Source organism: Haemophilus aegyptius (assembly GCF_900475885.1).
Classification (GTDB): domain Bacteria; phylum Pseudomonadota; class Gammaproteobacteria; order Enterobacterales; family Pasteurellaceae; genus Haemophilus; species Haemophilus influenzae.
Window position 1 is genome coordinate 1288687 of the sequence record NZ_LS483429.1, and the last position, 25729, is coordinate 1314415.

The following is a 25729-nucleotide window of genomic DNA, read 5'->3' on the forward strand; positions in this document are numbered from 1 at the left end:
TAGATATTTATTGAGAAACAATGAATATGTAAGAAAAAAGCTAAGATGAATGTCTTAGCTTTTTTGTTATTTTATTTAAATGCGTGAACTAGAATTATGCACGTTTGAAGTCAATGTGAACCAATTTTGGTTTGAATGGGTGACGTTGCATTGCTTGTACTTTAACTGCAACTTCTTTACCATCTACTACTAAAGTGATCACTTCAGAATAGAAAGATTCATGTGCTTGCGCGTTGTTTAATTCATCGTGGTTTAAGATGATTGAAACTGGCTCTTCACTGCCACCATAAACAATTGCAGGGATTTGACCATTGTTACGCAGGCGGCGGCTCGCACCCTTACCTTGCGTAGTACGAACTTCAGCGTTAAATTTAAATGCCATTTTTATGTTCTCTTGAAATTAAATGTTAAAAGAAAGAAAATCGCAGGCGACCCAGCAATTTTCCTAAAACCGCTCAAAGACAAGCCTTGAGAGCCGTGGATTATAGAATATCCTTATTTTCAAATCAAACTTTTTTCTAGGCTTTTTGATTTGAAAAGATTAAAATGTGAACCAATTTTTTATCACATCTATTAATAAAAAAGCAGGAACAAATGGAATTTTTAATTGGATTTTTTACTGAATATGGTTATTGGGCTGTTCTTTTTGTTTTAATTATTTGTGGATTTGGTGTACCTATTCCAGAAGATATAACATTAGTTTCAGGTGGTGTCATTGCGGGGCTTTATCCAGAAAATGTCAATTCTCATTTGATGTTGCTGGTTAGTATGATTGGTGTGCTTGCTGGCGATTCCTGTATGTATTGGCTTGGTCGAATTTATGGCACGAAAATTTTACGTTTCCGACCAATACGTAGAATCGTAACATTACAGCGTTTAAGAATGGTGCGTGAAAAATTCAGCCAATACGGCAATCGAGTACTGTTTGTTGCACGATTTTTACCCGGTTTACGTGCTCCAATTTATATGGTATCAGGTATTACACGCCGTGTAAGTTATGTTCGTTTTGTTTTAATAGATTTCTGTGCTGCGATTATTTCTGTACCTATTTGGATTTATCTTGGGGAATTGGGGGCTAAAAATTTAGATTGGCTACATACACAAATTCAAAAAGGTCAAATTGTGATTTATATATTTGTTGGGTTACTTGTACTATTCTTTTTTTGGAAATGGAAAAAATCTAAAAAATCAACGCAATAATAGAATAATAAACGGCTAAAAATATTTCTATTTTTAGCCGCACTTTTTAATTTTCTTCTTTATTTTCTTTAAATAAGCCTGATGCACCATCCGAATAATCTCTAGGCTGTTCATTTTGAGATTTATCTGTTGCAGTAATTAACTGTTGGGTGAATAAACCTTTGTGATCTTTTTCGCCCAGTAAATTATTGGAGGAAGTTGCGTAGTGGCGATAAAGTTTTTGATAATCGTTAATTAAGGTTTTGAATAACTCAGCACTTTCTGCAAAATGTTTTTCGATTTGCGCCTTTTGTGTATCAAGTTGGGTTTTGACTGTTTTTAATTCAGCCTCTGTTTTAGCTTGATGTTTTACCGAGCCTTTGGTTAAACGCACAATAATGTAACCAATAAATAACCCAACAATAAAAGCGATACCAATCGCTACCCAAATTTCATTTGTCCAATTTTCCATAATATTCTCCTGTTTATTCGGCTTAAAAAACTAACAAGTTGCAATAATAACAATTTCAACTTTCCAACGAGGATCCGCTAATTTAGCTTCCACTGTCGCTCGACTTGGTGGACTAACATGATCGACCCATTCATCCCAAGCTTGATTTAATTGTGCATAATCTTGCATGTCTGCCAAGAAAATTTGTGCGGTTAAAATGTTGCTTTTATTGGAGCCAATTTCTGATAACAATTTATCAATTAAACCTAATACTTCTTTGGTTTGTTCGTAGGCATTTTGCTCGATGGTTAATTCTGGAACTTGCCCTGCACAATAGGCGAGGTTGTTATGAATTGAAACTTCACTTAAACGTGCACTGGGTAAAATGCGTTGAATTGTCATAGGGTTCTCCTTTGGGGTGTTTTCTTCTATTCTAAATAGCCTTTACTGCTTTGTAAAATCCTCTTTACTAGGCTAAAATACCCGACAATTATTCTCAATTATTTAATCATTATGAAACTGCTTATCTCTAATCAGCATGGCGCTATTGTTATGGCATTGGTGCCTTTTATTTACGGCATGTTGCTTGCTAATCCAGTATGGGCACACTTATTTTTATTATTAGGATGGTTTTCGCTTTATTTGATGACTTATCCTTTTTTGAATTTGTTTAAAGGTAAAAATCTTGAGTTATATAAAAAATGGTCTGTGATTTATTTTGCTGCCGCCGTGATTTTTGCGATTCCTGCGTTAATTTATAATTGGCAAGTGTTGTATTTTATGTTTGCCATGTTACCGTTTGTTGCGGTGAATATTTATTTCACCAAGAAAAAAGATGAGCGCAATTTATGGAATGACTTGGCAGGGATCTTAATTTTTGCTCTAGCTGGAATGGGATCTTATTATTTTTCTGACCGCACTTTTGATGAAAAAATACTTTGGGTGGCGATTTACCCAACATTATTTTTTATTGGAACAACACTTTATGTAAAATCAATGATGCGTGAACGAAAAAATCCACGTTATTTTTGGGCATCAGTGATTTTTCACTTATTATGTGTGCTGATTTTTGTGGTTTCGCAACAATTTATTTTAGCATTAGCTTTTGTGCCTGGATTAGTGCGAGCCGTTTATTTGCCCACTAAAAAGCTTTCTGTTATGCAAGTTGGACTAATCGAATTTGCGATTACTGCCGTGTTTTTTATTTTACTTTTAGTAGCAACTTTATAAATGAAATTGAAGTTATTTTTTCATATAGTATTACTTTGTTTTAGTTTGCCTGTTTGGGCGATGAAAACCATTGATATTACAGCGAATTCGAAAATGGATGATCAAGCAAGAATGAATTTGGCACAAGAGTTTGCCAATAAACAACAATGGATCGACGTTTTCAATATTATGTATCCAATGGCGTTAGAAGGAAATATCACTGCTCAAAGCAATCTAGGTATGTTATATAACCTTGGGCGTGGCACGGTGAGAGACTATGAAAAGGCTTATTGGTGGTTTAGCGAAGCGGCAGAGAAGGGCAGCGTGAAAGGGCTAAATAATCTTGGCGTTATGTATCTGCGTGGCGATTACGTCAAACAAAATACAGAGCAGACCATTAAGCTTTTTGAACGTACAGCTCGAGCTAAAGATACGGATGCGATGATGATGTTAAGTAATATTTATCTCTCACAAAACCAGCCTGAAAAATCATTGGAATGGCTGAAAAAAGCAGCTGAATTAGGCAATAAGGAAGCAAAACAGCGTTTATCTAGTCAGCCATAATCTTAAAAGTGCGGTTATTTTAACCGCACAAATTTCACACCGCTATGTTGATAGTAATGTCATTGGATCTTCATCATTCAATGCTGTTCTCTCTCGTAATTCAATTAATTTCATCCGTAAATGGGCAAGTTCATGAATTCTTGTCACCACCTCTTTAATATGTTTGTCCAACACGCGATTAATTTCTTCTGCTTGTTGTTTTGATGCATTTTCTAAATTAAGCAGATTTTTTACCTCACTTAATGAAATATCCAAATTTCGGCAGTTACAAATAAATGATAAACGTTGTAAATGCTCTTCATTGTATTGACGAAAATTACCTGACGTGCGTTTGGGTGCGGGAATTAAGCCTTGTTGTTCATAATAACGAATGGTTTCTACGGTACAGCCTAGGGCTTTAGCAAGTTCTCCAATTTTCATTAACTACCTTAAAAAATGACTTGACTCTAAAGTTACTTCATATTTTATCATATGCCCACATTTTCTTAAACAAACAAGGAGTATCCAAAATGGAATTAAAAAAAATCGCAATGGGATTAACCGCGCTTTTAGGTATATCTGTTGCTAATGCGCATAATGTTTGGCTTGAGCCTGCTTCATCACAAGGTGAATACGTGGTGAAATTTGGACATGAACAAACTGAAACCTATCCAGAATCTAAACTTAAATCTATTCAAGCCTTAAATGCGCAAGGGAAATTAACCACAGTTGATTATCAATTTAGAAATGGCGAAGCCTATCTTATGCCTAAATCAGATTTAGTATTCCTTCATTTTGATAATGGTGTATGGTCAAAATTACCAAGCGGTAAATACGTGGAAAAAACAAAACGTGAGGAACCAACTGCTGAATTTAGTACCAATCCTGTTAAATTTGGTAAAGCGATTTTGAAATGGGATGCTGAATCTTTCAAATCTCATCAACAAGCTTACGAATTAATTCCTCAAGAAAAAGCGCAAGCGAACAAACCACTTTCTATCCTTGTGTTACATAATGGTAAACCCGTTCAAGGTATTAAAGTGGGTGTAAGTGAAGATGCACCGTTCAATTTAACCAATGAAAAAGGTATTGCTCAATTTACGCCAACTAAAGGATTTAATAAAGTATGGGCAGAGTTTGAGGAAAATGTGACGAATAATGCAGATTACGATCGTCGCTCTGTGGAATATATGCTAACTTTTGATGCACAATAATATGGATTTGGGATGAAAAAAGTTGTTTTTTTAACCGCACTTTTTGCAGCTTGCTATCTCCCCAATGCTTATGCTCACGCACTTTATGTGTTTGCCCAATATGATGGGCAAACACTCTCTGGCAAATCCTATTATTCTGATATGACCCCAGCGGCTGAAACTTATTTAGAAGTTTTCCGCTCAGGTGTTTCTGATCCTGTTTTAACTGGAAAAACAGACCGCCAAGGCGCATTTAAGCTTTCGATTACTGATGTACCACATACCACCTTAAAAGTTGTGGTGGAAGGAGAGGAAGGACATCGTGCGTCTGTTGTTGCGGCTCATACCTCTGCTGAAAATCAAAGCGGTGCAGATTTAATGCTGCTTCGTGAAGATATTGCGCATTTAAAAGATAAAATTTATTTGCATGATATTTTGGGTGGCATCGGTTATATCGTTGGTATTGCTGGACTTATTGCTTTACGTAATGCGCGTAAAATTAAACAAGGACGTATTTAATGCATTTATCTGAAGGCGTGTTACATACGCCTATTTTATTAGCTGGTGCAGTGCTTGCTGTTGCAGGCATTGCTGTGGGGTTACGTGGTTTAGAATCAGAACGTTTACCGCTTACCGCACTTTTTGCGGCTGCATTTTTTGTGGCAGGAACCATTCATATCCCCGTAGGAATTGGTAGCGTGCATTTAATTTTAAATGGCATGGCTGGTTTATTTCTAGGGTGGGCTGTATTTCCAGCATTTCTTATCGCACTTTTATTGCAAGTCATCTTCTTTTCTTTTGGCGGATTTGCAGTGTTGGGCGTCAATCTCTGCGTGATGGCAATGCCAGCAGTGCTCGTTCATTATCTTTTCCGTTCTCGTTTACAACTGCATATGGCTTTAAAAGATCGCTTATTAGTCGGTATTGGATCTGGCGTAATTGGCATTGGCGGGGCAGGCGCGCTTGCTTCTTTTGTGCTAATGTTAGATGGTGGAAAAAGTTATCTGAATCTTGTTTGGCTCTTGCTAGTCTCTCATATTCCGGTATTTATTTTGGATAGTATTATCAGCGTAGGGGTGATTACCTTGCTTGGTAAAATGTATCCTGAAGTAATGAATCGTACCGAGAATGTCTCTTAATGAAAATTCACCGCTTATTTCAACCGCACTTTAGGTTGATTTATCTGTTTATCTGGGGATTAATCATTAGTGGATTGAGTGATCTCACTTGGCTTATCCCCCTTAATGCGCTTGCAGTTTTTCTCTTTTTTATTTCACTGCAGTTCAGTCAAAAATCTTTTTTGCCCTATCTTAAACGTTGGTTCGCTTTAGTTATTTTTATTGCTTTAATGTGGGTGACATTAAGTTGGAAAATTGGAGAAAATGGCATTGAACTCAATTTTCAAGGCATCGAATTAGCAGAAAAATTAAGTTTACGGACTCATTTATTGCTGATTTCTCTTTGGCTTTTTTTATTGAATATTAATGATGCGGTGCTTGTTCAAGCCATTGGTAAATTGCCTTTGCCAGAAAAATTAATTCAACTTTTTGTGCTGACCGTACGTTACATTGCATTGCTTGGCGAATTGCGTCAAAAAATGGATATTGCTATGCGCGCTCGTGGATTTCGTCCTAGGCTTAACCGCCGAACCCTTTATGTGACAGCTCAAAGTGTCGCTTTATTATTGATTCATGCCCTGCTGAAAGCTGAAACCGCGCAAATGGCGTTAAAATGTCGTGGTTTTCAGTTTGGCAAAAAGAGAGAAAAATAACATGTTAGCTGTAAATAATCTTTGTATCGAACGCAATGGTAGAGCGATTATTCAAGATTTGAGTTTTACCTTGGAAGGTCAAAAACGTCTTTTCGTACAAGGGGAAATTGGTTCAGGAAAAACCACTTTACTGCTTGCTTTGTTGGGATTTGTTCCTGTAACCAAAGGGGAAATTAAACTATTTGGCCAAGTTTGTCGTGAAGAAAAAGATTTTGCACCCTTTCGTGGCACGATTGGTATTTGTTTTCAAAATGCCGATGATCAACTTTTTGGTCCAACAGTGTTGGATGATATTGCCTTCGGGCCATTAAACCAAAATATGCCCAGAGAGCAGGCGTATCATATCGCAGAGCAACAATTAGAACGTCTTGGTATCACAGGTTTAAAAGATCGTATGGTGCATACCCTATCTGGTGGTGAGAAAAATTTCACCGCACTTGCGGGTGTTTTAGCGATGCAGCCAAAAATTTTATTATTAGATGAACCCACCAATGGATTAGATCGAAAAAATACTGAAAAATTGACCGCACTTTTGCGTGAGCTTTCCTTACCCATTTTGATTTCATCCCATCATCATGGATTTATTAACAAATTAGCCACAGAAATTATTAGATTTACCAACAAATGAACCATTGCCGAGAATTTGTTAATGATTAAATAAAATTAAAGCCTTGATAATCAAGGCTTTATTTTTTACTTACAATATTTTAGAGGATATATTATTTCTAACCCTATTAAAGCACTTTCACAATGCTTTCACATAAATAGCGAATATTATCTTCAGTAATACCAGCCACATTGATACGACCAGAACGAACAGCGTAAATCGCAAATTCTTCTTTTAAGCGATCAACTTGTTCTGGCGATAAGCCACTGAAAGAGAACATACCGTTTTGTTCTATAATAAAACTGAAATCTTGTTCTGCACCATATTCTTTTAGTAACTGAACGAATAAATGACGCATTTTTTTGATACGTTCACGCATTTCAGTTAATTCATTTTCCCAGTCTTGGCGAAGCTGAGGATCATTTAACACTGTTGCTACGGTCGCTCCACCGTGAGATGCTGGGTTAGAGTAGAGCGTACGAATAATTGATTTCACCTGTGTTAATGCAGTTGAAGCAATCTCTGCATTTTCAGCCACAAGAGTAAATGCGCCTACACGCTCATTGTATAAACCAAAGTTTTTCGAGAATGAACTTGAAACTAACAATTCTTTGTGGTTTGCCGCAAAAACACGCAAGCCATAAGCATCTTCATCTAATCCATTGGCTAAACCTTGATAAGCAAAGTCAAAGAGTGGCAACCAGCCATTTTTAGCCGAAAGTGTGGCTAATTCTTGCCATTGTTCAGGGGTTGGGTCAATACCCGTCGGATTATGGCAGCAACCGTGTAAAAGCACTACATCGCCTTCGCTAGCTTGGCTTAAATCCTCAAGTAAATGTTCCCAATCAAGGGCTTTGCGTTCAGCATCATAATAACGATATTCACGAATCGTCATGCCCACCGCATTGAAAATCGCATTGTGGTTTGGCCAAGTTGGGGTGCTGATCCAAACATTTTGCGCTTTGGTTTGACGTTTAATAAATTCTGCCGCAATGCGTAATGCGCCTGTTCCGCCTAAACTTTGTACTGTTCTCGCACGATTAGATTTGATTATTTCAGAATCTTTACCGAAAAGTAGTGCTTTTGTTCGTTCGTTATAATCAGCAATACCATCGATAGTAAGATAATTCTTCGTTTTTTCCTTATCAAATAAGTGTTTTTCTGCTTCTTTTACCGCGCGCATAATCGGCGTTGTACCTTGCGCATCTTTATAAACACCAATGCCCAGGTTAATTTTATTTTCGCGAGTTTCGGATTTGAATGCTTCGCCTAAGCCTAAGATTGGATCGGCTGGTGCCACTTTGATATGTTCAAACATAGCTTTTCCTTATGTATCAGTTGTGTGATGGATAATTTTATACTTCAGCCGTTTTATTTTATCAAGAAAGATTTTTATAAAAATTAACCGCACTTTGATATTTTTAAATATTCATCAAAAAGTGCGGTCATTTTTTACATTATTTTAGTTTTTCAATCGCCCAATTTAATCCTGATTGATAATCTTCTGGTAATTCAATGCGGAGCTTTTCTAATTGTTGAATAATGACCGCTTTATTAGGATGAGAAAGATTGATATGCCCAACCTTACGCCCAGCCCTCACTTCTTTACCGTACCAATGAAGTTGTGCAAAAGGTATATTAAGCCATTTTGGATTATGGTTTGTGCCGATTAAATTCACCATCACACTTGGGGCGAATGTTTGTAATTCTGGCGTTGGCAAATCAAGTAACGCACGTAAATGTAATTCAAATTGGCTAATCGAGTATCCCAGTTGTGTCCAATGCCCACTGTTATGTACGCGAGGCGCAAGTTCGTTAATCAGTAATTTGTCGCCTACAACAAAACATTCCATTGCGTTTTATCTTTTAATAAACACCAAGGCGAGGTAGAAAGATTGAGTTCATCAAGCAAGGATTTTTGCGTAAAACGATCGGTCAATAATCTAAATACATGTTGATTGACGAAGTTTTTATGATTGCCGAGTAATTCAGTCAAAGGCGTTTTTTCCCAGCGTTCAATTTCTGCCGTGATGATCGCATTTTCAGGTAAGTCAAAAACTGGCGCATTGAAGGCTAAAGGTTCAACATAAATATCTAAAGGTGCGCCAGCGTAACCTAACATTCTGCCGAGTTATCCGTTGCCGAATATATAAACGGTTGGGTATAAGGTGAAGTTTTGCATAATATTTCTCGTTAAATTTACGAAAAAAACAACCGCACTTTAGAAGTGCGGTCAGAACTGAAGGAATTTTTATGTGCGTGGATCGGGATTATCCAGTACAGCATGAGTTTGGCTTTCACGGAAAGATTGCAGGCGTGAAAGCAATTCTACATCCCAACTTGCTAGAATTTGTGCGGCTAACAATCCAGCATTTGCCGCACCCGCAGGGCCAATGGCTAATTTTTATCCATTTAGCCCATCGTTTTTTATCCATTTGGCCATAACAAAGGTGGGCTGAAGCCCTACAACTAATTAAAAACGTGGCGTAGAATAGCATAGATTACATATATTGAGCAAACGTTTGCCAAATGGCTTTTATAGGAAAATACCATTGCAACTTTAAGGATAAAATTTTATCCTAAGCACAATTTTTATAAGAATAGATCGTAGCCTGGGCTTTAGCCCACCGATTAACAATAACTGTAAGTATTAATGGGGATTATTTTATAATTATTTGATTTTTAAATTTTAGTAATTGCAGGCTGGGAATAAGCCCACGCGGGATATAACAAACGCGTGGGCTTAGATTGCGTTACATTAGGTATTATTCGTAAGCAATTTGGAAATCAACTGAGGATTGTACTTTACCAGCGGTTGCTTGACCTGTTGCGTAATATTGAGAAATAAAATGGAGGTCAAGTGAGTTATTATTTGATGTTGCACTGCCCGAAATATGTTTAGTACTTACGTTTGGTGCAGAAGAGCCGTTATTCGTATTTTGAAAAGAAAAATCGGTCGTATCATTACCTACTACTTTAATTGGAGTTGTGCCATTACTTTCCATAAGTTGGATATTAACCATAGTCGCAAAATCACTACCTGTTTTATTTTTCAATGTATAGTCATTTTCCTTATCCGCATTCTCCCAAGAATAGAAATATAGCCCAACTTTTCTCGCTTGATTATTGCCTTGAGCGGTAGTTTGACAATCGTTCAATGTAATTGTAAATGGCGTTGGCATTGCGGTATTACCTGTCTGAGATAAATGCGCTTTACCCACATCATTTAATACCACGCTCATATTTCTATTCTCTGTTTTCACTTTACAAGTATTTTCAACAACCTTGCCAAAAAAAGTAACTTTACCAGAGGTTTCTGTATTAGGTTGCGCCTGCGCCTGCACATTCCCCGCAAATGCCAATAAAATTAAGCTACCAAGAAGTGTTTTTTTCATAATAAATTGCTCCATAAAAGAGGTTTGCGCCTTATAAATAAGGCAAAAGATGAATATAAACCGTTTATCAACATGCCAAAGCTTTAATAAACAGCAAGATTTGTTTTTTTCAAAAAAAAGTAAAAAAACGCTTCCATTATATATATATATATATAATTAAAGTCCTTTTTGAAAAAATTGCATATTTTATTTTGAATTTTCGCTGTAGGCTGGGTTTTTGCCCACTTGGAGACATATAAAAAAGATTTGTAGGGTGGGCGTAAGCCCACGCGGAACATAATCAAACAACTGCAATATATTAGGCGCGGTGGGCTAAAGCCCTGCCTACGGGGAAATGAATAAGGATAAATATGGGCTTAGTCCAGTTTATGGATTTAATTATGTTGAAATGGGGAAAACAATGTTTAAAAAAACACTTTTATTTTTTACCGCACTATTTTTTACTGCACTTTGTGCATTTTCTGCCAATGCGAATGTGGTTATCACAGGCACCAGAGTGATTTATCCCGCTGGGCAAAAAAATGTTATCGTGAAGTTAGAAAACAATGATGATTCGGCGGCCTTGGTGCAAGTCTGGATTGATAATGGCAATCCAAATGCCGACCCAAAATACACCAAAACCCCTTTTGTGATTACCCCGCCTGTTACTCGAGTGGAGGCGAAATCAGGGCAAAGTTTGCGGATTACGTTCACAGGCGGTGAGCCTTTACCTGACGATCGCGAAAGCCTCTTTTATTTTAATTTGTTAGATATTCCGCCGAAACCTGATGCGGCATTTCTGGCAAAACACGGCAGTTTTATGCAAATTGCCATTCGTTCACGTTTGAAGTTGTTTTATCGCCCTGCGAAACTCTCGATGGATTCTTTTGATGCAATGAAAAAAGTGGTGTTTAAAGCCACGCCTGAAGGGGTGCTGGTGGATAATCAAACACCTTATTATATGAACTACATTGGTTTGTTACATCAAAATAAGCCTGCGAAAAATGTCAAAATGGTCGCCCCTTTTTCTCAAGCGGTATTTGAAGCCAAAGGCGTGCGTTCTGGCGATAAATTGAAATGGGTATTGGTTAATGATTACGGTGCTGACCAAGAGGGCGACGCCATCGCTCAATAATAACGTAGGGTGGGCGTAAGCCCACGCGTTACCTATAAACACTACAATGAGAACTTTAATTTGTGAAAACAAAAATTTTTCCCTTAAATAAAATTGCGTTTGCTTGTTCACTGCTATTGGCAAATCCTTTAGTCTGGGCAGAAGACCAATTTGATGCCTCTCTTTGGGGAGGCGGTTCGGTGTTGGGCATTGATTTTGCCCGATTTAATGTAAAAAATGCCGTGTTACCAGGGCGTTATGAAGCTCAAATCTATGTAAATAATGAAGAAAAAGGCGAAAGCGATATCATTTTTGCTGATAATCCTGCCACAGGTCGGGCAGAATTATGCTTTACGCCTAAACTTCAAGAAATGCTGGATTTGATGGATGAAGCCATTGTGAAATCGCCCAATGCAGAAGATGACACTTGTGTCTTTGCTTCTGATGCCATTCCTCAAGGCACGTTTGAATATCAAAGCAGCGAAATGAAATTGAAACTTGAGCTCCCTCAAGCTCTCACTATTCGCCGACCAAGAGGCTATATTGCGCCATCTCGCTGGCAAACGGGCACCAATGCTGCTTTTGCAAATTACGACATCAACTATTATCGTTCTGATAATCCCGAAGTAAAATCTAAAAGTTTGTATGTGGGCTTGCGTAGTGGCGTGAATTTCGGTAACTGGGCTTTACGGCATAATGGCAGTTTTAGCCGTTTTGAAAACCAAAGTAGCTCGGGTTTTACTGATAAGGGCAAAAATCATTACGAACGTGGCGATACCTATTTACAACGAGATTTCGCCCAGCTTCGTGGCAATGTCACTGTTGGGGATTTTTTCAGCACTGCCCGCATTGGCGAAAATTTTGGTATGCGTGGTTTGCGTATTGCCTCTGATGATAGAATGCTTGCCCCATCACAACGTGGTTTTGCCCCAGTGGTGCGTGGTGTGGCAAACACAAATGCCAAAGTCAGCATCAAACAAAATGGCTATACGATTTATCAAATCACCGTTCCCGCAGGGCCTTTCGTGATTAACGATTTGTATGCCAGCGGTTATAGCGGCGATTTAACGGTGGAAATCCAAGAAAGTGATGGTAAAGTGCGGTCATTTATTGTGCCGTTTTCTAATCTTGCCCCGCTAATGCGTGTGGGGCATGTGCGTTATCAATTAGCTGGCGGACGTTATCGAATTGACAGCCGCACCTTTGATGAACGTGTGTTACAAGGCGTGTTGCAATATGGTTTAACTAATCATCTCACGCTGAATTCAAGCCTGCTTTATACACGTCATTATCGTGCAGGGCTGTTTGGTTTTGGTTTAAATACGCCGATTGGGGCGTTTTCTGCTGATGCCACTTGGTCGCACGCTGAATTTCCGCTAAAAAATGTGAGCAAAAACGGCTACAGCTTGCACAGCAGTTATAGTATTAACTTCAATGAAAGTGGCACCAATATCGCGTTGGCAGCCTATCGCTATTCTTCACAGGATTTTTACACCTTAAGCGACACCATTGGTCTTAACCGCACTTTCAGACAATTTAGCGGTGCGTATTTGCCTGAAATTTACCGCCCAAAAAATCAGTTTCAAGTGAGTTTAAGCCAAAGTCTGGGGAATTGGGGAAATCTCTATCTTTCAGGACAAACCTATAATTATTGGGAAAAACGTGGCACGAATACGCAATATCAAGTTGCCTATTCAAACAGCTTCCACATTCTCAATTACTCTGTAAACCTCTCACAGAGTATTGATAAAGAAACGGGCAAACGTGACAACAGCATTTATTTGAGTCTCAGCCTGCCATTAGGTGATAACCATTCTGCAGATAGTGGTTATTCTCGCAGTGGTAACGATATTAACCAACGACTTGGCGTAAATGGCTCTTTTGGCGAACGTCATCAATGGAGTTATGGCATTAACGCTTCACGTAATAATCAAGGCTATCGTAGTTATGACGCAAATCTTGCACATAACAATAGCATTGGTAGTTACCGTGCTTCTTATTCACGTGATAGCCTCAAAAATCGCTCCACCTCACTGGGCGCAAGCGGTGCTGTTGTGGCGCACAAACATGGTATTACCTTAAGCCAACCTGTTGGCGAAAGTTTTGCCATTATTCACGCCAAAGATGCCGCAGGGGCAAAAGTGGAATCAGGTGCCAATGTGAGCCTTGATTATTTCGGCAATGCAGTTATGCCTTACACCAGCCCGTATGAAATCAATTATATCGGTATCAATCCATCTGATGCGGAGGCGAATGTGGAATTTGAAGCCACTGAACGCCAAATCATTCCTCGTGCAAATTCAATTAGCTTAGTGGATTTCCGCACGGGCAAAAACACAATGGTACTATTTAACCTCACTTTGCCAAATGGCGAGCCGGTGCCAATGGCATCCACCGCACAAGATAGCAAAGGGGCATTTGTGGGCGATGTGGTGCAAGGGGGCGTGCTTTTCGCGAATAAACTTACCCAGCCAAAAGGCGAGTTAATCGTCAAATGGGGCGAGCGAGAAAGCGAACAATGCCGTTTCCACTATCAAGTTGATTTAGATAACAAACAATTGCAAAGCCAAGATATGCAATGCCAACCACAAAAATAACCAAAGAGGATTTATGCAAAAAAAAGACCGAAAATTGACCGCACTTTATGCTCGAAAATCCATCGCTTGCGGTGGTCAAACATTGAGTGCCTTTTGTCGTCAAATAGCCTTATTTGCTTGCTTCATTGCACCGCCTTTATATGCTGCTGATGGCACAGTGACCTTTGAAGGGGAAATTTTAAGCGACGGCACCTGTAAAATCGACACAGGCAGCCAAAATCGCACTGTTACCCTGCCAACAGTGGGCAAAGCCAATTTAAGCCGTGCAGGGCAAACCGCTGCGCCCGTGCCTTTTTCTATCATGCTAAAAGACTGCAAGATAGATGATACCACAAAAGTCAAGTTGTTATTTAAAGATGGTGTAGGAGGACAGCAACCTTATCTTGCCAATCAGAAGGGCAGCGGCAAAGCCACCAATGTAGGCATTCAAATCGTCAAAGCCGATGGCACAAACACGCCCATTAAAGTGGACGGCACCGAAGCCGACAGCAAAAAAGCCGCCGACACAGGCAAAGCACAAAACGGCACGGTTATTCAACCCCGTTTTGACTACTTCGCACATTATTACGCCACAGGTCCCGCCACCGCAGGCTACGTTGAAGCCGCTGCAACTTTTGAAGTGCAGTATGACTAATTTATCATAGGCAATAGAATTAAAATGAAAACTTTAACAACATACGCAAAGTATCTCACGCCCATCTCTAAAATTGCATTCTTATTTTTTTTCTTAATGGGGAATATTGCAGAAGCAAATACGAAAAGAGCTAATTTTACTCCTGATTTAGGAGTGAATAGAACGTACACTTATACTTTTGATGGCTCTTCTAATATGATTGCATCTGCGACCACACCAGAACAAATTCTTTTTTCTAAAGCAAGAGATAATTCTGTTAATATGCCCTTTTTCAGCAATAACAGACAACAATCGTCTATATTTAATCATTGGATAAATACTACTGTTTCAGGCCATACGGGTTATAGTTTTCAAGGATTTACTTGTACAAATTGTCCGCTAATGCAACTGCCTTTATACTTTACTTTTGATAGTACAAAATTGGAAGCAACACAAATACCAAGTGATGATAATCAAGTGATTTATAAAATACGTCAGAATCCAGAAATTGGTGTATCTTTCCAGTTAGGGATAAGCCGTAACGGTGCTGTTGATTGGTTAGACAATCAATTACAACGAGACGAATTTTTATTAACCACCTTACCAATTCGTTTCGGAGATACTGCTGATGTATCATTCCAATTAAGAGCGAGATTACACTTATTAACATTACCTAGCTCAAGTAAAACTATTCCTATGATGCAACTTCCCCTTGGAAAAATAAAATTAAAAAAATGGGAAGCAAAAAATCAAGGTGTAGGACGGGTATCCTATATCGTTCAAGATCGTGGTTCACTAGATGTTCAACTAAATACGCCAATAATTTCATTAATCCAACAACAACGTCAATGTACTCTGGATAGTAATCCAGTGAATCCAAATCCAGTTAAATTACCAGCGGTAAAAAAACGTGAATTGGATATGCAAAATGAAATGGAAGGTACAACATTTAAGTTAAGAGTAAATTGTGGCGATACCACTTATAATAAAGCCAACGGCAAATGGTTATTTCCTGTAGTGAAAGTTACTTTTACGGGCGAAGGTGGTACAACGAATAATGGAGCAAATGAATTACTTCGCACCCAAACAGGCGACGGACAAGCCAAAGGTGTTAGCTTGAAAATCAAACGACAAAATGGCACCGACACCGTAAAATACGGTGCTGCTTCTGCTCAAATGGGGAATGCTGGACAATTTGAATTACATAAACAACCGACTTCTGCTGGCGGAGATCAAAGTGCTGAAGAAACTTTCAAAGTCTATTACGTAAAAGACCTAAAAAGAGGCGATTTAACCGAAGGAAAAGTCAATGCCGCCGCCACTTTCACAATGTCATATCAATAATAACGTAGGGTGGGCGTAAGCCCACGCATTACCTATAATCACTTTAATACGTGGGCTTACGCCCACCCTACGGACTTTTTATATATTTTGCGTGGGCTTACGCCCACCTTACAACTAATTAAAAACGTGGTGTAGAATAGCATAGATTACATATATCGAGCAAACGTTTGCTAAATGGGTTTTATAGGAAAATACCATTGCAACTTTAAGGATAAAATTTTATCCTAGGCATAACTTTTATAAGAATAGGTCAAATTATGTTAGCCAAAGCAAAATATAGAAAAGATTACAAACAACCTGATTTTACGGTCACAGACATTTATTTAGATTTTCAACTTGATCCTAAACATACTGTGGTAACCGCAACCTCAAAATTTCAACGCTTAAATGATGAAGCGACTTCTTTACATTTAGATGGGCATAGCTTCCAGTTTTCCTCTATTAAATTTAATGGTGAGCCATTTTCTGCTTATCAACAAGATGGCGAGAGTTTAACGCTCGATTTGAAAGGCAAAAGTGCGGAAGAATTTGAGCTTGAAATTGTGACCTTCCTTGTACCAGCTGAAAATACGTCATTACAAGGGCTATATCAGTCTGGCGAAGGTATTTGTACGCAATGTGAGGCGGAAGGTTTCCGTCAAATCACTTATATGCTTGATCGTCCAGATGTATTGGCGCGTTACACAACCAAAATTACGGCAGATAAAATTAAATATCCATTCTTACTTTCTAATGGCAATCGCATTGCAAGTGGCGAATTAGAAGATGGTCGCCATTGGGTGGAATGGAATGATCCATTCCCAAAACCAAGCTATTTATTTGCTTTAGTGGCGGGGGATTTTGATTTATTACAAGATAAATTTATTACTAAAAGTGGCCGTGAAGTTGCGTTAGAGCTTTATGTGGATCGCGGTAATCTTAACCGTGCAACTTGGGCAATGGAAAGTTTGAAAAAAGCGATGAAATGGGATGAAGATCGCTTTAATTTAGAATATGACCTCAATATTTATATGATCGTTGCTGTCGATTTTTTCAATATGGGCGCAATGGAAAACAAAGGATTAAATATCTTTAACTCTAAATTTGTGTTGGCAAATCCACAAACGGCAACCGATGAAGATTATCTTGCCATTGAAAGTGTGATTGCACACGAATATTTCCATAACTGGACAGGCAACCGTGTTACCTGCCGTGATTGGTTTCAACTAAGTTTGAAAGAAGGTTTAACGGTTTTTCGTGATCAAGAGTTTTCTTCAGATACAGGTTCTCGTGCAGTAAATCGCATTAATAATGTGAAATTTTTACGCACCGTGCAATTTGCCGAAGATGCAAGCCCAATGTCGCACCCAATTCGCCCTGAAAAAGTGATTGAAATGAATAACTTTTACACAGTGACAGTATATGAAAAAGGGGCGGAAGTCATTCGTATGTTGCACACTTTATTAGGGGAGCAAGGCTTTCAAAAAGGCATGCAACTTTATATTGCTGAAAACGATGGCAAAGCGGCAACCTGTGAAGACTTTGTTTCTGCGATGGAACGTGCAAATAACCTCGATTTAAACCAATTCCGCCGTTGGTATAGCCAATCGGGTACACCAGAATTATTGATTAGTGATGCTTATGACGAAAAAACGCATACTTATCGTTTAACGGTTTCACAATCCACACCGCCAACCGCAGATCAAATGGAAAAAGTGAATTTACATATTCCATTAAAAGTGTCGCTTTATGATGTGAATGGCACGAAACAAATGCTACAACATAATGGCGAATTGTTGAGTGATGTATTAAATGTCACTGAAAAAGACCAAGTCTTTGAGTTTCATGGCATTTATGGTCGCCCAATTCCCGCATTGCTATGTGATTTTTCTGCACCAGTAAAACTGGATTATGATTATAAAACGGAGCAGTTATTAGGCTTGCTGAAATTTGCAGATAATCAGTTTATCCGTTGGGATGCGGCTCAAATGTTATTTGCGCAAGAATTGCGTCGTAATGTTGTGCGTTTCCAACAAGGCGAGTCACTAGAAATTTCGCCTGAAATTTTGACCGCACTTTCTTATGTTCTGAACCATTATGAGAAAGATATTGAATTGGCAACCTTAATTCTCACACTGCCGAAAGAAATGGAGTTTGCAGAAAGTTTTAAAACAATTGATCCTGAGGGCATTTCAGCCGCAAGAGCATTTATGCAAGCTCAAATTGCAGAATCTTTAAAAGATGATTTCTTGCGTGTTTATACCCATATTCGTCTTAATGATTATCAAGTTACGCAACAAGACATCGCCTTACGTGTAATGCGTAATCTTTGTTTAACTTATTTGGCTTACACCAATTTGGGCAATAACCTAGTGCAAAAACACTACAATAATGCGAATAATATGACAGATACATTGGCGGCATTAAGTGTTGCAACTAAAGCTGCATTACTTTGCAGAGATGTGTTATTAGCTGATTTTGAACAAAAATGGCAACACGATGGATTAGTCATGGATAAATGGTTTGCATTACAAGCCACTCGCCCAGATGATAATGTGTTGGAAATTATTCAGTTATTAATGGATCACCCAAGTTTTAACTTTAATAATCCAAACCGTTTACGTGCATTAGTAGGTAGCTTTGCAAATCACAATTTAAAAGCATTTCACAACGTAAGCGGTTCTGGCTATCGTTTCTTAACGGATGTGTTAATCCGTTTAAATGAAAGTAATCCGCAAGTGGCTGCGCGTTTAATCGAGCCATTAATTCGTTTTTCTCGCTTTGATGCCCAACGCCAAACGCTGATGAAACGTGCTTTAGAACGCCTAAGCGTTGTAGAAAATCTGTCAAAAGATTTATTTGAAAAAATTGAGAAAGCGTTGCAGTAATACTTGATGATGTGAGAATAGGCTTTATGCCTATTCTCTATTCAATTACCGAATATTTTTAAATGAACTAAAAATTTTTTGACTGCAAATAATTTTCTACCGTATCTACAATGGCTTGCGTTTGAGGATCGATTTCAATATTCACAATATCGCCCACTTTACGTTGCCCCATTAAAGTTCTTTGCAAGGTTTCAGGAATTAAATTCACACAGAATTGTGTGTCTCTTACTTCGCCAATAGTGAGGCTAATGCCATCTACCGCAACAAATCCTTTCGTTAAAATATATTTCATTACATCTGTGCTTGGCAGCTCGAACCAAATTTGTCGGTTATTTTCACTAGCGATAATATCTGAAATTTTTGCGGTGCAATAAATATGACCAGATAATAAATGTCCGCCAATTTCCGTTCCCATTTGCATAGCACGTTCGATATTCACATAATCGCCCACTTTTACTGTGCCGAGATTTGTAATTCTTAAGGTTTCTTGCATCAGATCAAAGCTAACCAGATCGCCGTTAATTTCAGTTACAGTTAAACATACGCCGTTATTTGCTACTGATGCGCCAATTTCCAGATCTTTACGCATTTCAGGTGGTAATTTTACTACTTGTGTTCTAAAATTAGCCTTTTCTTTAATGGAGTGGATAGGGACGGTGCCTTGGACAATTCCAGTAAACATAATTTTTTCCTTTTCTAAAAATTTTTAGCAGTATATCAAATTTATGAATTTTCGTCTTTTATCTCAATACCACGCTGATATTAAAAAGTTGATTAAAATTTCCTTGCCTATTTTATTAGCGCAAATTGCACAAAACTCAATGGGATTAGCGGATACCATTATGGCGGGGCGAGTGAGTTCCACTGATATGGCAGCCATTTCTATTGGTGCTTCAATTTGGATGCCATTGATGTTTTTTGGGCAAGGTTTATTGTTGGCATTGCCGCCTACAATTTCTTATTTGAATGGTTCAGGCCAACACCATCGCATTGCACATCAAGTTCGCCAAGGCATTTGGCTTGTGTTAGGCGTGAGTATTCCTTTAGGTTTACTGATTTATTTCTGTGAAATTCCGCTGCAATATATGCAAATGGAAAGCAAAATGTCAGATTTAGCACGCGATTATTTACATGCCATGTTGTGGGGATTGCCAGCTTATTTGATGCTGATTAATTTTCGTTGTTTAAATGATGGGATTGAGAAAACCAAGCCTGCGATGGTCATTACCTTTTTAGGTTTATTGATTAATATTCCGCTTAATTACATTTTTATTTATGGAAAATTTGGTATGCCTGCTTTTGGTGCGGTGGGCTGTGGTATTGCGACAGCTATTGTGAACTGGGCAATGTGCTTAATGATGATTTTCTATTCCTACACGAATACTCAAGAACGTTCACTAAAAGTATTTAGTCAATTAATTGAAATGCCAAATCCGAAAACACTTAAAAAATTACTGCGTTTAGGATTACCCATTGCCATTGCAATTTGTTGCGAAGTGGCGTTATATGCACTTACGTCCTTAATGCTTTCTCCGCTGGGTGCAACTATTGTCGCAAGCCATCAAATCACATTGAATACCAGTTCTTTTATTTTTATGTTCCCTATGTCGATTGGTATGGCAACGACGATTTTAGTTGGACAAGCATTGGGTGCAGGTTCTCCACAAAATGCGAAGAAAATTGGCTATGCCGCATTATTATTAGGGCTAACTGTGACAATTATTACTGCATTAATTACGATTTTTTTCCGTTATGAAATTGCCTCTATTTTCGTAACAGATGAAATTGTCATTGCAATGGCGGCAAATTTATTATTATTTGCCGCACTTTATCAATTTTCAGATACCATTCAAATGGTGGTTGGTGGCATTTTACGTGGTTATAAAGATACCAAAATGATTTTATATATTACTCTTTTCTCTTATTGGGTAATTGGTGTGCCACTTGGTTATACGCTCGGTCGTACAGATTGGCTTGTGCCACACATTGATGCGAAAGGTTTCTGGATTGCCTTTGTGGTCTCGCTCACTTTTGCGGCGATCTTACTTTCTTTGAGAATGAAAAAAATGCAAGCTATGAACGACAACGCTATTTTACAACGTTTAGAAAAACTTAAATAAGGAACTTTATGCAACTTCCAGCTTTACAATCGGCAAAATTAATTCGTCGTTACAAACGCTTTCTTGCGGATATTGAATTGCCAACTGGTGATGTTATGACAATTCATTGTGCCAATACAGGTGCGATGACTGGGTGCGGAGAGAAAGGCGACACAATTTGGTATTCACATTCCGATAGTCAAACTCGTAAATATCCCCATTCTTGGGAGCTTACTCAACTCGCAAATGGACAACTTTGCTGTATCAATACCCATCGTTCTAATCAGCTTGTCTTTGAAGCATTGCAAAATAAGCAAATCAAAGAATTGGCAATGTATGATGAAATTTACCCTGAAGTGAAATACGGCGAAGAAAATAGCCGAATTGATTTCTTACTAAAAGGCGAAGGCTTGCTTGATTGTTATGTAGAAGTGAAATCAATCACGCTTGTAAAAGGCAATTTAGGTATGTTTCCCGATGCGGTTACTACGCGTGGACAAAAACACGTTCGAGAATTATTGGCAATGAAAAAACAAGGTCATCGAGCAGTAGTGCTATTTGCTGGGTTACATAATGGGTTTGATCGTTTCAAAATTGCGGAATATATCGATCCTGAATATGATCGCTTATTAAAAGAAGCAATGGAACAAGGTGTTGAAGCCTATGCTTATGCGGGTAAATTTGAAATTTCTAATGAAATTCCTACCGCACTTTCCTTAACAGAATCGGTGCCTTATATAAAATAATATTTTTGAGAATTATTTTTATTTATCTATTGACAAAGTTATTGATAACAATTATCATCTAATCATTCCAACAACAATATTAGATAATCACTCCAACATTCCCGCCTATTTCCCCACAAATAGGCGTTTTTTTTATTCACAAATCGCTAAGAATCCCTATAATAAAACCTTTTAAAACATAATTAGGAAATAATAATGACTGACATTAATACCGTTCTCGCGGAACTAAAGCGCGGTACTGATGAAATCCTTTCAGAAACGGATTTAATCGAAAAACTGAAAGAAAATCGCCCATTAAAAGTCAAATTAGGCGCAGATCCAACCGCACCAGATATTCATTTAGGGCATACCGTTGTATTAAACAAATTACGTCAATTTCAACAACTCGGTCATGAAGTCTATTTCTTAATTGGCGATTTTACTGGAATGGTGGGCGATCCATCAGGTAAAAACGCAACGCGCCCTCCACTCAGCCGTGAAGATGTATTGCGTAACGCTGAAACCTATAAAGAGCAAATTTATAAAATTCTTGATCCACAAAAAACTAAAATCGTCTTCAACTCTGAATGGTTAAGCAAACTTGGTACAGAAGGGATGATTCGTCTTGCAAGCAACTACACGGTTGCGCGTATGCTTGAACGCGATGACTTCAAAAAACGCTTTGGTAATAATCAACCTATTGCAATTCACGAATTCATTTATCCATTACTGCAAGGCTACGATTCTGTTGCATTAGATGCAGATGTAGAACTAGGCGGTACAGACCAAAAATTCAACTTACTTGTTGGTCGTGAATTACAAAAATCAGCAGGCAAAAAACCACAGGTTGCGATTACACTCCCATTGCTCGTTGGCTTAGACGGCGAGAAAAAAATGTCCAAATCACTTGGTAACTATATTGGCGTAACGGAAGCACCAAGCGATATGTTCGGTAAAGTGATGTCAATTTCTGATGAACTCATGTGGGATTGGTATAACCTTCTTTCATTTCGTCCATTAAGCGAAATTGCACAATTAAAATCGGAAGTAGAAAACGGCAAAAATCCACGTGATGTAAAAATCTTATTAGCAAAAGAATTAATTGCACGTTTCCACAATGAAGAGGCAGCAAACGCTGCAGAACAAGAATTTATTAACCGTTTCCAAAAAGGCGCAATGCCTGATGAAATGCCTGAATTTACGTTTTCTGGCGAAATTGGTTTAGCCACCTTATTAAAAGAAGCAGCTCTTGTTCCTTCCACTTCTGAAGCGATTCGCTCTGCTCAACAAGGCGGTGTAAAAATCAATGGTGAAAAAGTCGATAACGTAAAAGATAATGCACCAAAAGGCACAAATGTTTACCAAGTGGGTAAACGAAAATTTGCGCGTGTAACGATTGAATAAAGTAGATACAGTTAAATAAAGTAAATAAAAAAATACCGCACTTTGGCAATAAAAGTGCGGTATTTTTTATTGAAATTTTAATTTAGTTAAACATCGCAGAAATAGATTCTTCGTTGCTAATGCGGCGAATGGCTTCTGCCAGCATGGAAGAAAGTGTAAGCACGCGAACTTTACCGATCGCTTTCATTTCTTCTGATAGAGGAATCGTGTCAGTAACTACAACTTCATCAATGGCATCGCTGGCTAAATTTTTGGCTGCTGCACCAGAGAAAACGGCGTGAGTTGCATAAGCAAAAACACGTTTTGCACCACGTTCTTTTAATGCTTCTGCCGCTTTACAAAGCGTACCGCCAGTATCAATCATATCATCAACCAAAATACAATCACGATCTGCAACATCACCGATAATATGCATTACTTGTGCTACGTTTGCGCGTGGACGACGTTTGTCAATAATAGCCATATCCGTATCGTTTAATAATTTAGCGACAGCGCGAGCACGCACAACGCCGCCAATATCTGGGGAAACAACAATTGGATTTTTAAGATCAGATTTTTTCAAAATATCGTGAATTAAAACTGGCGAACCAAATACGTTGTCTACGGGAACATCAAAGAAACCTTGGATTTGTTCTGCGTGTAGGTCACAGGTTAAGACACGGTCAATACCAACAATTGAAAGTAAATCTGCCACAACTTTAGCGGTAATAGGCACACGAGCAGAACGAACACGACGATCTTGGCGAGCATAGCCGAAATAAGGAATCACGGCAGTAATACGACCAGCAGATGCGCGACGTAACGCATCTACCATCACAACCAATTCCATCAAGTTATCATTGGTTGGCGCACAAGTTGATTGGATGATAAATACATCCGCACCACGCACATTTTCATTAATTTGAACTTGAATTTCTCCATCGCTGAAACGAGCGACTGTTGCATCGCCTAGTGAAATATATAAACGTTCAGAAATACGTTTTGCAAGTTCAGGTGTAGCATTACCCGCGAAGAGTTTAATGTCAGGCATTTTATAAAACCTCAGGTTTAGATTGTCTATGAGTATGAGTTGATGATAGCTGCTTCAACATTGCGTGCAAGGGAGACACATTGAGTCCTTTAGCGATGAAACCAAAAAATGCTTCTGGTTTTTGTCTAAATACCGCTTGCGCTTCTGCTTCATGATCAAATTCAGCAAAAACACAGGCGCCCGTTCCTGTTAATCTTGCCGGCGCATATTGTAGCAACCAGTTTAACGCTTTTTCAACGTTTGAATAATGATTTATCACAACTTTTTCGCAATCGTTTTTATAAGGTTCACTCAAAAGTTGTTCGAGGGATTTTTTCGGTGTATTACGTGGTAAATTTGGATCTTGAAAGATGACAGCCGTCGATATTGAATCATCGGGTTTTAATATAACAAACCATTTTTCGGCAGGTTCACAATAAGTGATTTTTTCCCCGACGCCTTCAGCAAAAGCTGCGTGTCCATGTACAAATATTGGCACATCCGCGCCTAATGTTAATCCCAATTTTGCTAGTTCATCAATGGATAAATTGGCTTGCCATAAATAATTTAACGCGACTAATGCGGTTGCTGCATTGGATGAACCGCCACCAACACCGCCTCCCATTGGAAGAATTTTATCTAAATGAATATTTGCACCCAATTGAATATTGGCTTTTTCTTGTAAAAGTTTTGCGGCTCGATAAATTAGATTATTTTCCGTTTTTAGATTTGGAATTTCTGGCGTTAAAACAATTTGATTATCTTGTTCCCGAATACTAATGTCTAACCAATCGCCAAAATCTAAAAATTGGAAAAGCGTTTGTAATTCATGATAGCCGTTCGGCAATTTTCCATTGATATAAAGAAATAAATTCAGTTTTGCTGGGCTAGGGAAGCGTAATGGCTGCCCATTTGATTGTGTTGTATTTTGGCAAAGTGCGGTAGAAAATTGATGTGATTTCATTAATGTATTCATTAGTAAATCCACTCGTCTACGCGAATTTTTAAGGTTTGTTTCGTGCTGTCATTTTTCAGCAAAATATTTTCAGGCATTGAATTATTTGAGTGATAGGTTAGATAATCTGCCGTCCATTGAGAACCATCCACATGATAAGTAAATGCGCCAAGTAAATGGTTGGTGCCAACTTGATAATCCGCGTTCATTGCTGGTTGGCCTTTCAACCAATAAGCTAAATATTCTAATGGTACATCCATGCCAATGATCTCTTGTAATAGTAGTTTAGCATTGGCTGCAGATTGTTGATTGCCGTTGTTATCGGAAATTGTCATCCCGCTTTGATGCATTTGAATCAACAGGGTAGATTTACTGATTAAAGAATAGAGTTTAAGCGTATAAGATTTCGGATTTTGGTATTGCCATTCAAAGCGGCTAGAAAAACGTTCTGTAGGACTGATATAACCAATTTGTCCTTTGGCTTGATAGGATTGAATTTTTTGAATCTTTTGTAAATGTTGTTGCCATATCGCATCCGTTTTATCAATGTATTGTACATTAGTAGGACGTTCCATATCTAATGTGCAAGCGGTTAGAATCGCAGTGGCAAAAAGTGCGGTGAGAAATTTAAAGGTTTTCATATTATTCATCAAGTTAATAAGCTCACGTATTTTA

At 38.3% G+C, this 25729-nt stretch carries 25 protein-coding genes and 3 pseudogenes; 16 read left to right on the forward strand and 12 right to left on the reverse strand.

The features are described from left to right. Positions 1-94: 94 nt before the first annotated feature. Positions 95-382 (reverse strand): 50S ribosomal protein L25, encoded by a 288-nt coding sequence (rplY, locus tag DQN49_RS06715; RefSeq protein ID WP_006996463.1) that lies wholly within the window; start codon positions 380-382, stop codon positions 95-97. A gap of 212 nt (positions 383-594) precedes the next feature. On the opposite strand from rplY, the gene DQN49_RS06720 reads away from it, so the two are divergent. Then, on the forward strand, positions 595-1200 hold the full coding sequence (locus tag DQN49_RS06720) for a DedA family protein (RefSeq protein WP_006996462.1): 606 nt from the start codon (positions 595-597) through the stop codon (positions 1198-1200). Between the two features lie 46 nt (positions 1201-1246). Here the strand turns inward: DQN49_RS06720 and DQN49_RS06725 are convergent, their stop codons facing one another. Beyond that, a complete protein-coding gene (locus DQN49_RS06725) occupies positions 1247-1651 on the reverse strand; it encodes a YhcB family protein (protein WP_005691226.1) in 405 nt (134 codons plus the stop codon). A gap of 30 nt (positions 1652-1681) precedes the next feature. Next, on the reverse strand, positions 1682-2032 hold the full coding sequence (locus tag DQN49_RS06730; protein WP_006996461.1) for a RidA family protein: 351 nt from the start codon (positions 2030-2032) through the stop codon (positions 1682-1684). A 111-nt stretch (positions 2033-2143) separates the two neighbouring features. Here DQN49_RS06730 and DQN49_RS06735 point away from each other — a divergent pair, with 111 nt between their 5' ends. Beyond that, positions 2144-2860, forward strand: a complete 717-nt coding sequence (locus DQN49_RS06735) for a YwiC-like family protein (RefSeq protein ID WP_006996460.1) — start codon at positions 2144-2146, stop codon at positions 2858-2860. Then, positions 2861-3403 (forward strand): tetratricopeptide repeat protein, encoded by a 543-nt coding sequence (locus DQN49_RS06740; RefSeq protein ID WP_006996459.1) that lies wholly within the window; start codon positions 2861-2863, stop codon positions 3401-3403. 14 nt (positions 3404-3417) lie between these two features. Here DQN49_RS06740 and DQN49_RS06745 read toward each other — a convergent pair. Further along, positions 3418-3823, reverse strand: a pseudogene (locus DQN49_RS06745) (Cd(II)/Pb(II)-responsive transcriptional regulator). An 89-nt stretch (positions 3824-3912) separates the two neighbouring features. Here DQN49_RS06745 and DQN49_RS06750 point away from each other — a divergent pair. Genes DQN49_RS06750 through DQN49_RS06770 form a run of 5 tightly spaced genes read left to right on the forward strand, consistent with a single transcriptional unit; the run spans position 3913 to position 6974 of the window. Then, a complete protein-coding gene (locus DQN49_RS06750; protein ID WP_006996457.1) occupies positions 3913-4596 on the forward strand; it encodes a DUF4198 domain-containing protein in 684 nt (227 codons plus the stop codon). 12 nt (positions 4597-4608) lie between these two features. Further along, positions 4609-5094: a hypothetical protein gene (locus DQN49_RS06755; protein WP_006996456.1), complete on the forward strand. Its 486-nt coding sequence runs from the start codon at positions 4609-4611 to the stop codon at positions 5092-5094. Continuing rightward, positions 5094-5714, forward strand: a complete 621-nt coding sequence (gene cbiM, locus DQN49_RS06760) for a cobalt transporter CbiM (protein WP_006996455.1) — start codon at positions 5094-5096, stop codon at positions 5712-5714. Before DQN49_RS06755 ends, cbiM begins: the two co-directional genes overlap by 1 nt. Beyond that, entirely contained in the window at positions 5714-6346 is a 633-nt protein-coding gene (locus tag DQN49_RS06765) for an energy-coupling factor transporter transmembrane component T family protein (RefSeq protein WP_006996454.1), read from the forward strand. The genes cbiM and DQN49_RS06765 overlap by 1 nt, the downstream gene beginning before the upstream one ends. Before the next feature lies 1 nt (position 6347). Continuing rightward, complete coding sequence (locus DQN49_RS06770) at positions 6348-6974, forward strand: energy-coupling factor ABC transporter ATP-binding protein (protein WP_032826377.1); 627 nt, start codon at positions 6348-6350, stop codon at positions 6972-6974. A 106-nt stretch (positions 6975-7080) separates the two neighbouring features. Here DQN49_RS06770 and DQN49_RS06775 read toward each other — a convergent pair whose 3' ends face one another. The 4 genes and pseudogenes from DQN49_RS06775 to DQN49_RS06790 form a co-directional block, all read right to left on the reverse strand. After that, a complete protein-coding gene (locus DQN49_RS06775; protein WP_006996452.1) occupies positions 7081-8271 on the reverse strand; it encodes an amino acid aminotransferase in 1191 nt (396 codons plus the stop codon). A 139-nt stretch (positions 8272-8410) separates the two neighbouring features. Continuing rightward, positions 8411-9075: pseudogene (locus tag DQN49_RS06780) on the reverse strand (ATP-grasp domain-containing protein). Positions 9076-9204: 129 nt separating this feature from the next. After that, positions 9205-9354 (reverse strand): annotated as a pseudogene (gene purE, locus DQN49_RS06785) (5-(carboxyamino)imidazole ribonucleotide mutase); the annotation flags it as partial. A 364-nt stretch (positions 9355-9718) separates the two neighbouring features. After that, positions 9719-10348, reverse strand: a complete 630-nt coding sequence (locus DQN49_RS06790) for a fimbrial protein (RefSeq protein WP_005685472.1) — start codon at positions 10346-10348, stop codon at positions 9719-9721. A 400-nt stretch (positions 10349-10748) separates the two neighbouring features. On the opposite strand from DQN49_RS06790, the gene DQN49_RS06800 reads away from it, so the two are divergent. The 5 genes from DQN49_RS06800 (at position 10749) to pepN (ending at position 18862) form a co-directional block, all read left to right on the forward strand. Beyond that, positions 10749-11462 (forward strand): fimbria/pilus periplasmic chaperone, encoded by a 714-nt coding sequence (locus DQN49_RS06800; protein ID WP_032826391.1) that lies wholly within the window; start codon positions 10749-10751, stop codon positions 11460-11462. A 62-nt stretch (positions 11463-11524) separates the two neighbouring features. Beyond that, positions 11525-14038, forward strand: a complete 2514-nt coding sequence (locus DQN49_RS06805; RefSeq protein WP_006996447.1) for a fimbria/pilus outer membrane usher protein — start codon at positions 11525-11527, stop codon at positions 14036-14038. A 13-nt stretch (positions 14039-14051) separates the two neighbouring features. Next, positions 14052-14672: a fimbrial protein gene (locus tag DQN49_RS06810; protein ID WP_005647302.1), complete on the forward strand. Its 621-nt coding sequence runs from the start codon at positions 14052-14054 to the stop codon at positions 14670-14672. A 24-nt stretch (positions 14673-14696) separates the two neighbouring features. After that, a complete protein-coding gene (locus tag DQN49_RS10285; protein WP_065246971.1) occupies positions 14697-15995 on the forward strand; it encodes a fimbrial protein in 1299 nt (432 codons plus the stop codon). 257 nt (positions 15996-16252) lie between these two features. Beyond that, a complete protein-coding gene (pepN, locus tag DQN49_RS06820) occupies positions 16253-18862 on the forward strand; it encodes an aminopeptidase N (RefSeq protein WP_006996445.1) in 2610 nt (869 codons plus the stop codon). A gap of 67 nt (positions 18863-18929) precedes the next feature. Here pepN and ribE read toward each other — a convergent pair whose 3' ends face one another. Then, positions 18930-19544 carry a riboflavin synthase gene (gene ribE / locus DQN49_RS06825; RefSeq protein WP_006996444.1) on the reverse strand — a complete coding sequence of 205 codons (615 nt, stop codon included), beginning with the start codon at positions 19542-19544 and terminating at the stop codon, positions 18930-18932. A 43-nt stretch (positions 19545-19587) separates the two neighbouring features. On the opposite strand from ribE, the gene hmrM reads away from it, so the two are divergent. The 3 genes from hmrM to tyrS all read left to right on the forward strand — a co-directional run bounded on the left by hmrM (position 19588) and on the right by tyrS (position 23090). Continuing rightward, entirely contained in the window at positions 19588-20982 is a 1395-nt protein-coding gene (hmrM, locus tag DQN49_RS06830; protein WP_006996443.1) for a sodium-coupled multidrug efflux MATE transporter HmrM, read from the forward strand. An 8-nt stretch (positions 20983-20990) separates the two neighbouring features. Then, positions 20991-21707 (forward strand): DNA/RNA nuclease SfsA, encoded by a 717-nt coding sequence (gene sfsA, locus DQN49_RS06835; protein ID WP_006996442.1) that lies wholly within the window; start codon positions 20991-20993, stop codon positions 21705-21707. A gap of 195 nt (positions 21708-21902) precedes the next feature. After that, positions 21903-23090 (forward strand): tyrosine--tRNA ligase, encoded by a 1188-nt coding sequence (gene tyrS, locus DQN49_RS06840; RefSeq protein WP_006996441.1) that lies wholly within the window; start codon positions 21903-21905, stop codon positions 23088-23090. 82 nt (positions 23091-23172) lie between these two features. On the opposite strand, the gene DQN49_RS06845 is transcribed toward tyrS, so the two are convergent. Genes DQN49_RS06845 through lolB form a run of 3 tightly spaced genes read right to left on the reverse strand, consistent with a single transcriptional unit; the run spans position 23173 to position 25695 of the window. After that, positions 23173-24120, reverse strand: a complete 948-nt coding sequence (locus DQN49_RS06845) for a ribose-phosphate pyrophosphokinase (protein ID WP_005647284.1) — start codon at positions 24118-24120, stop codon at positions 23173-23175. A gap of 1 nt (position 24121) precedes the next feature. Next, positions 24122-25063 (reverse strand): 4-(cytidine 5'-diphospho)-2-C-methyl-D-erythritol kinase, encoded by a 942-nt coding sequence (gene ispE, locus DQN49_RS06850; RefSeq protein WP_032826388.1) that lies wholly within the window; start codon positions 25061-25063, stop codon positions 24122-24124. Between the two features lie 11 nt (positions 25064-25074). After that, positions 25075-25695, reverse strand: coding sequence for a lipoprotein insertase outer membrane protein LolB (gene lolB, locus DQN49_RS06855; protein WP_013525970.1), 621 nt, complete (start codon positions 25693-25695; stop codon positions 25075-25077). Between the last annotated feature and the right edge of the window lie 34 nt (positions 25696-25729).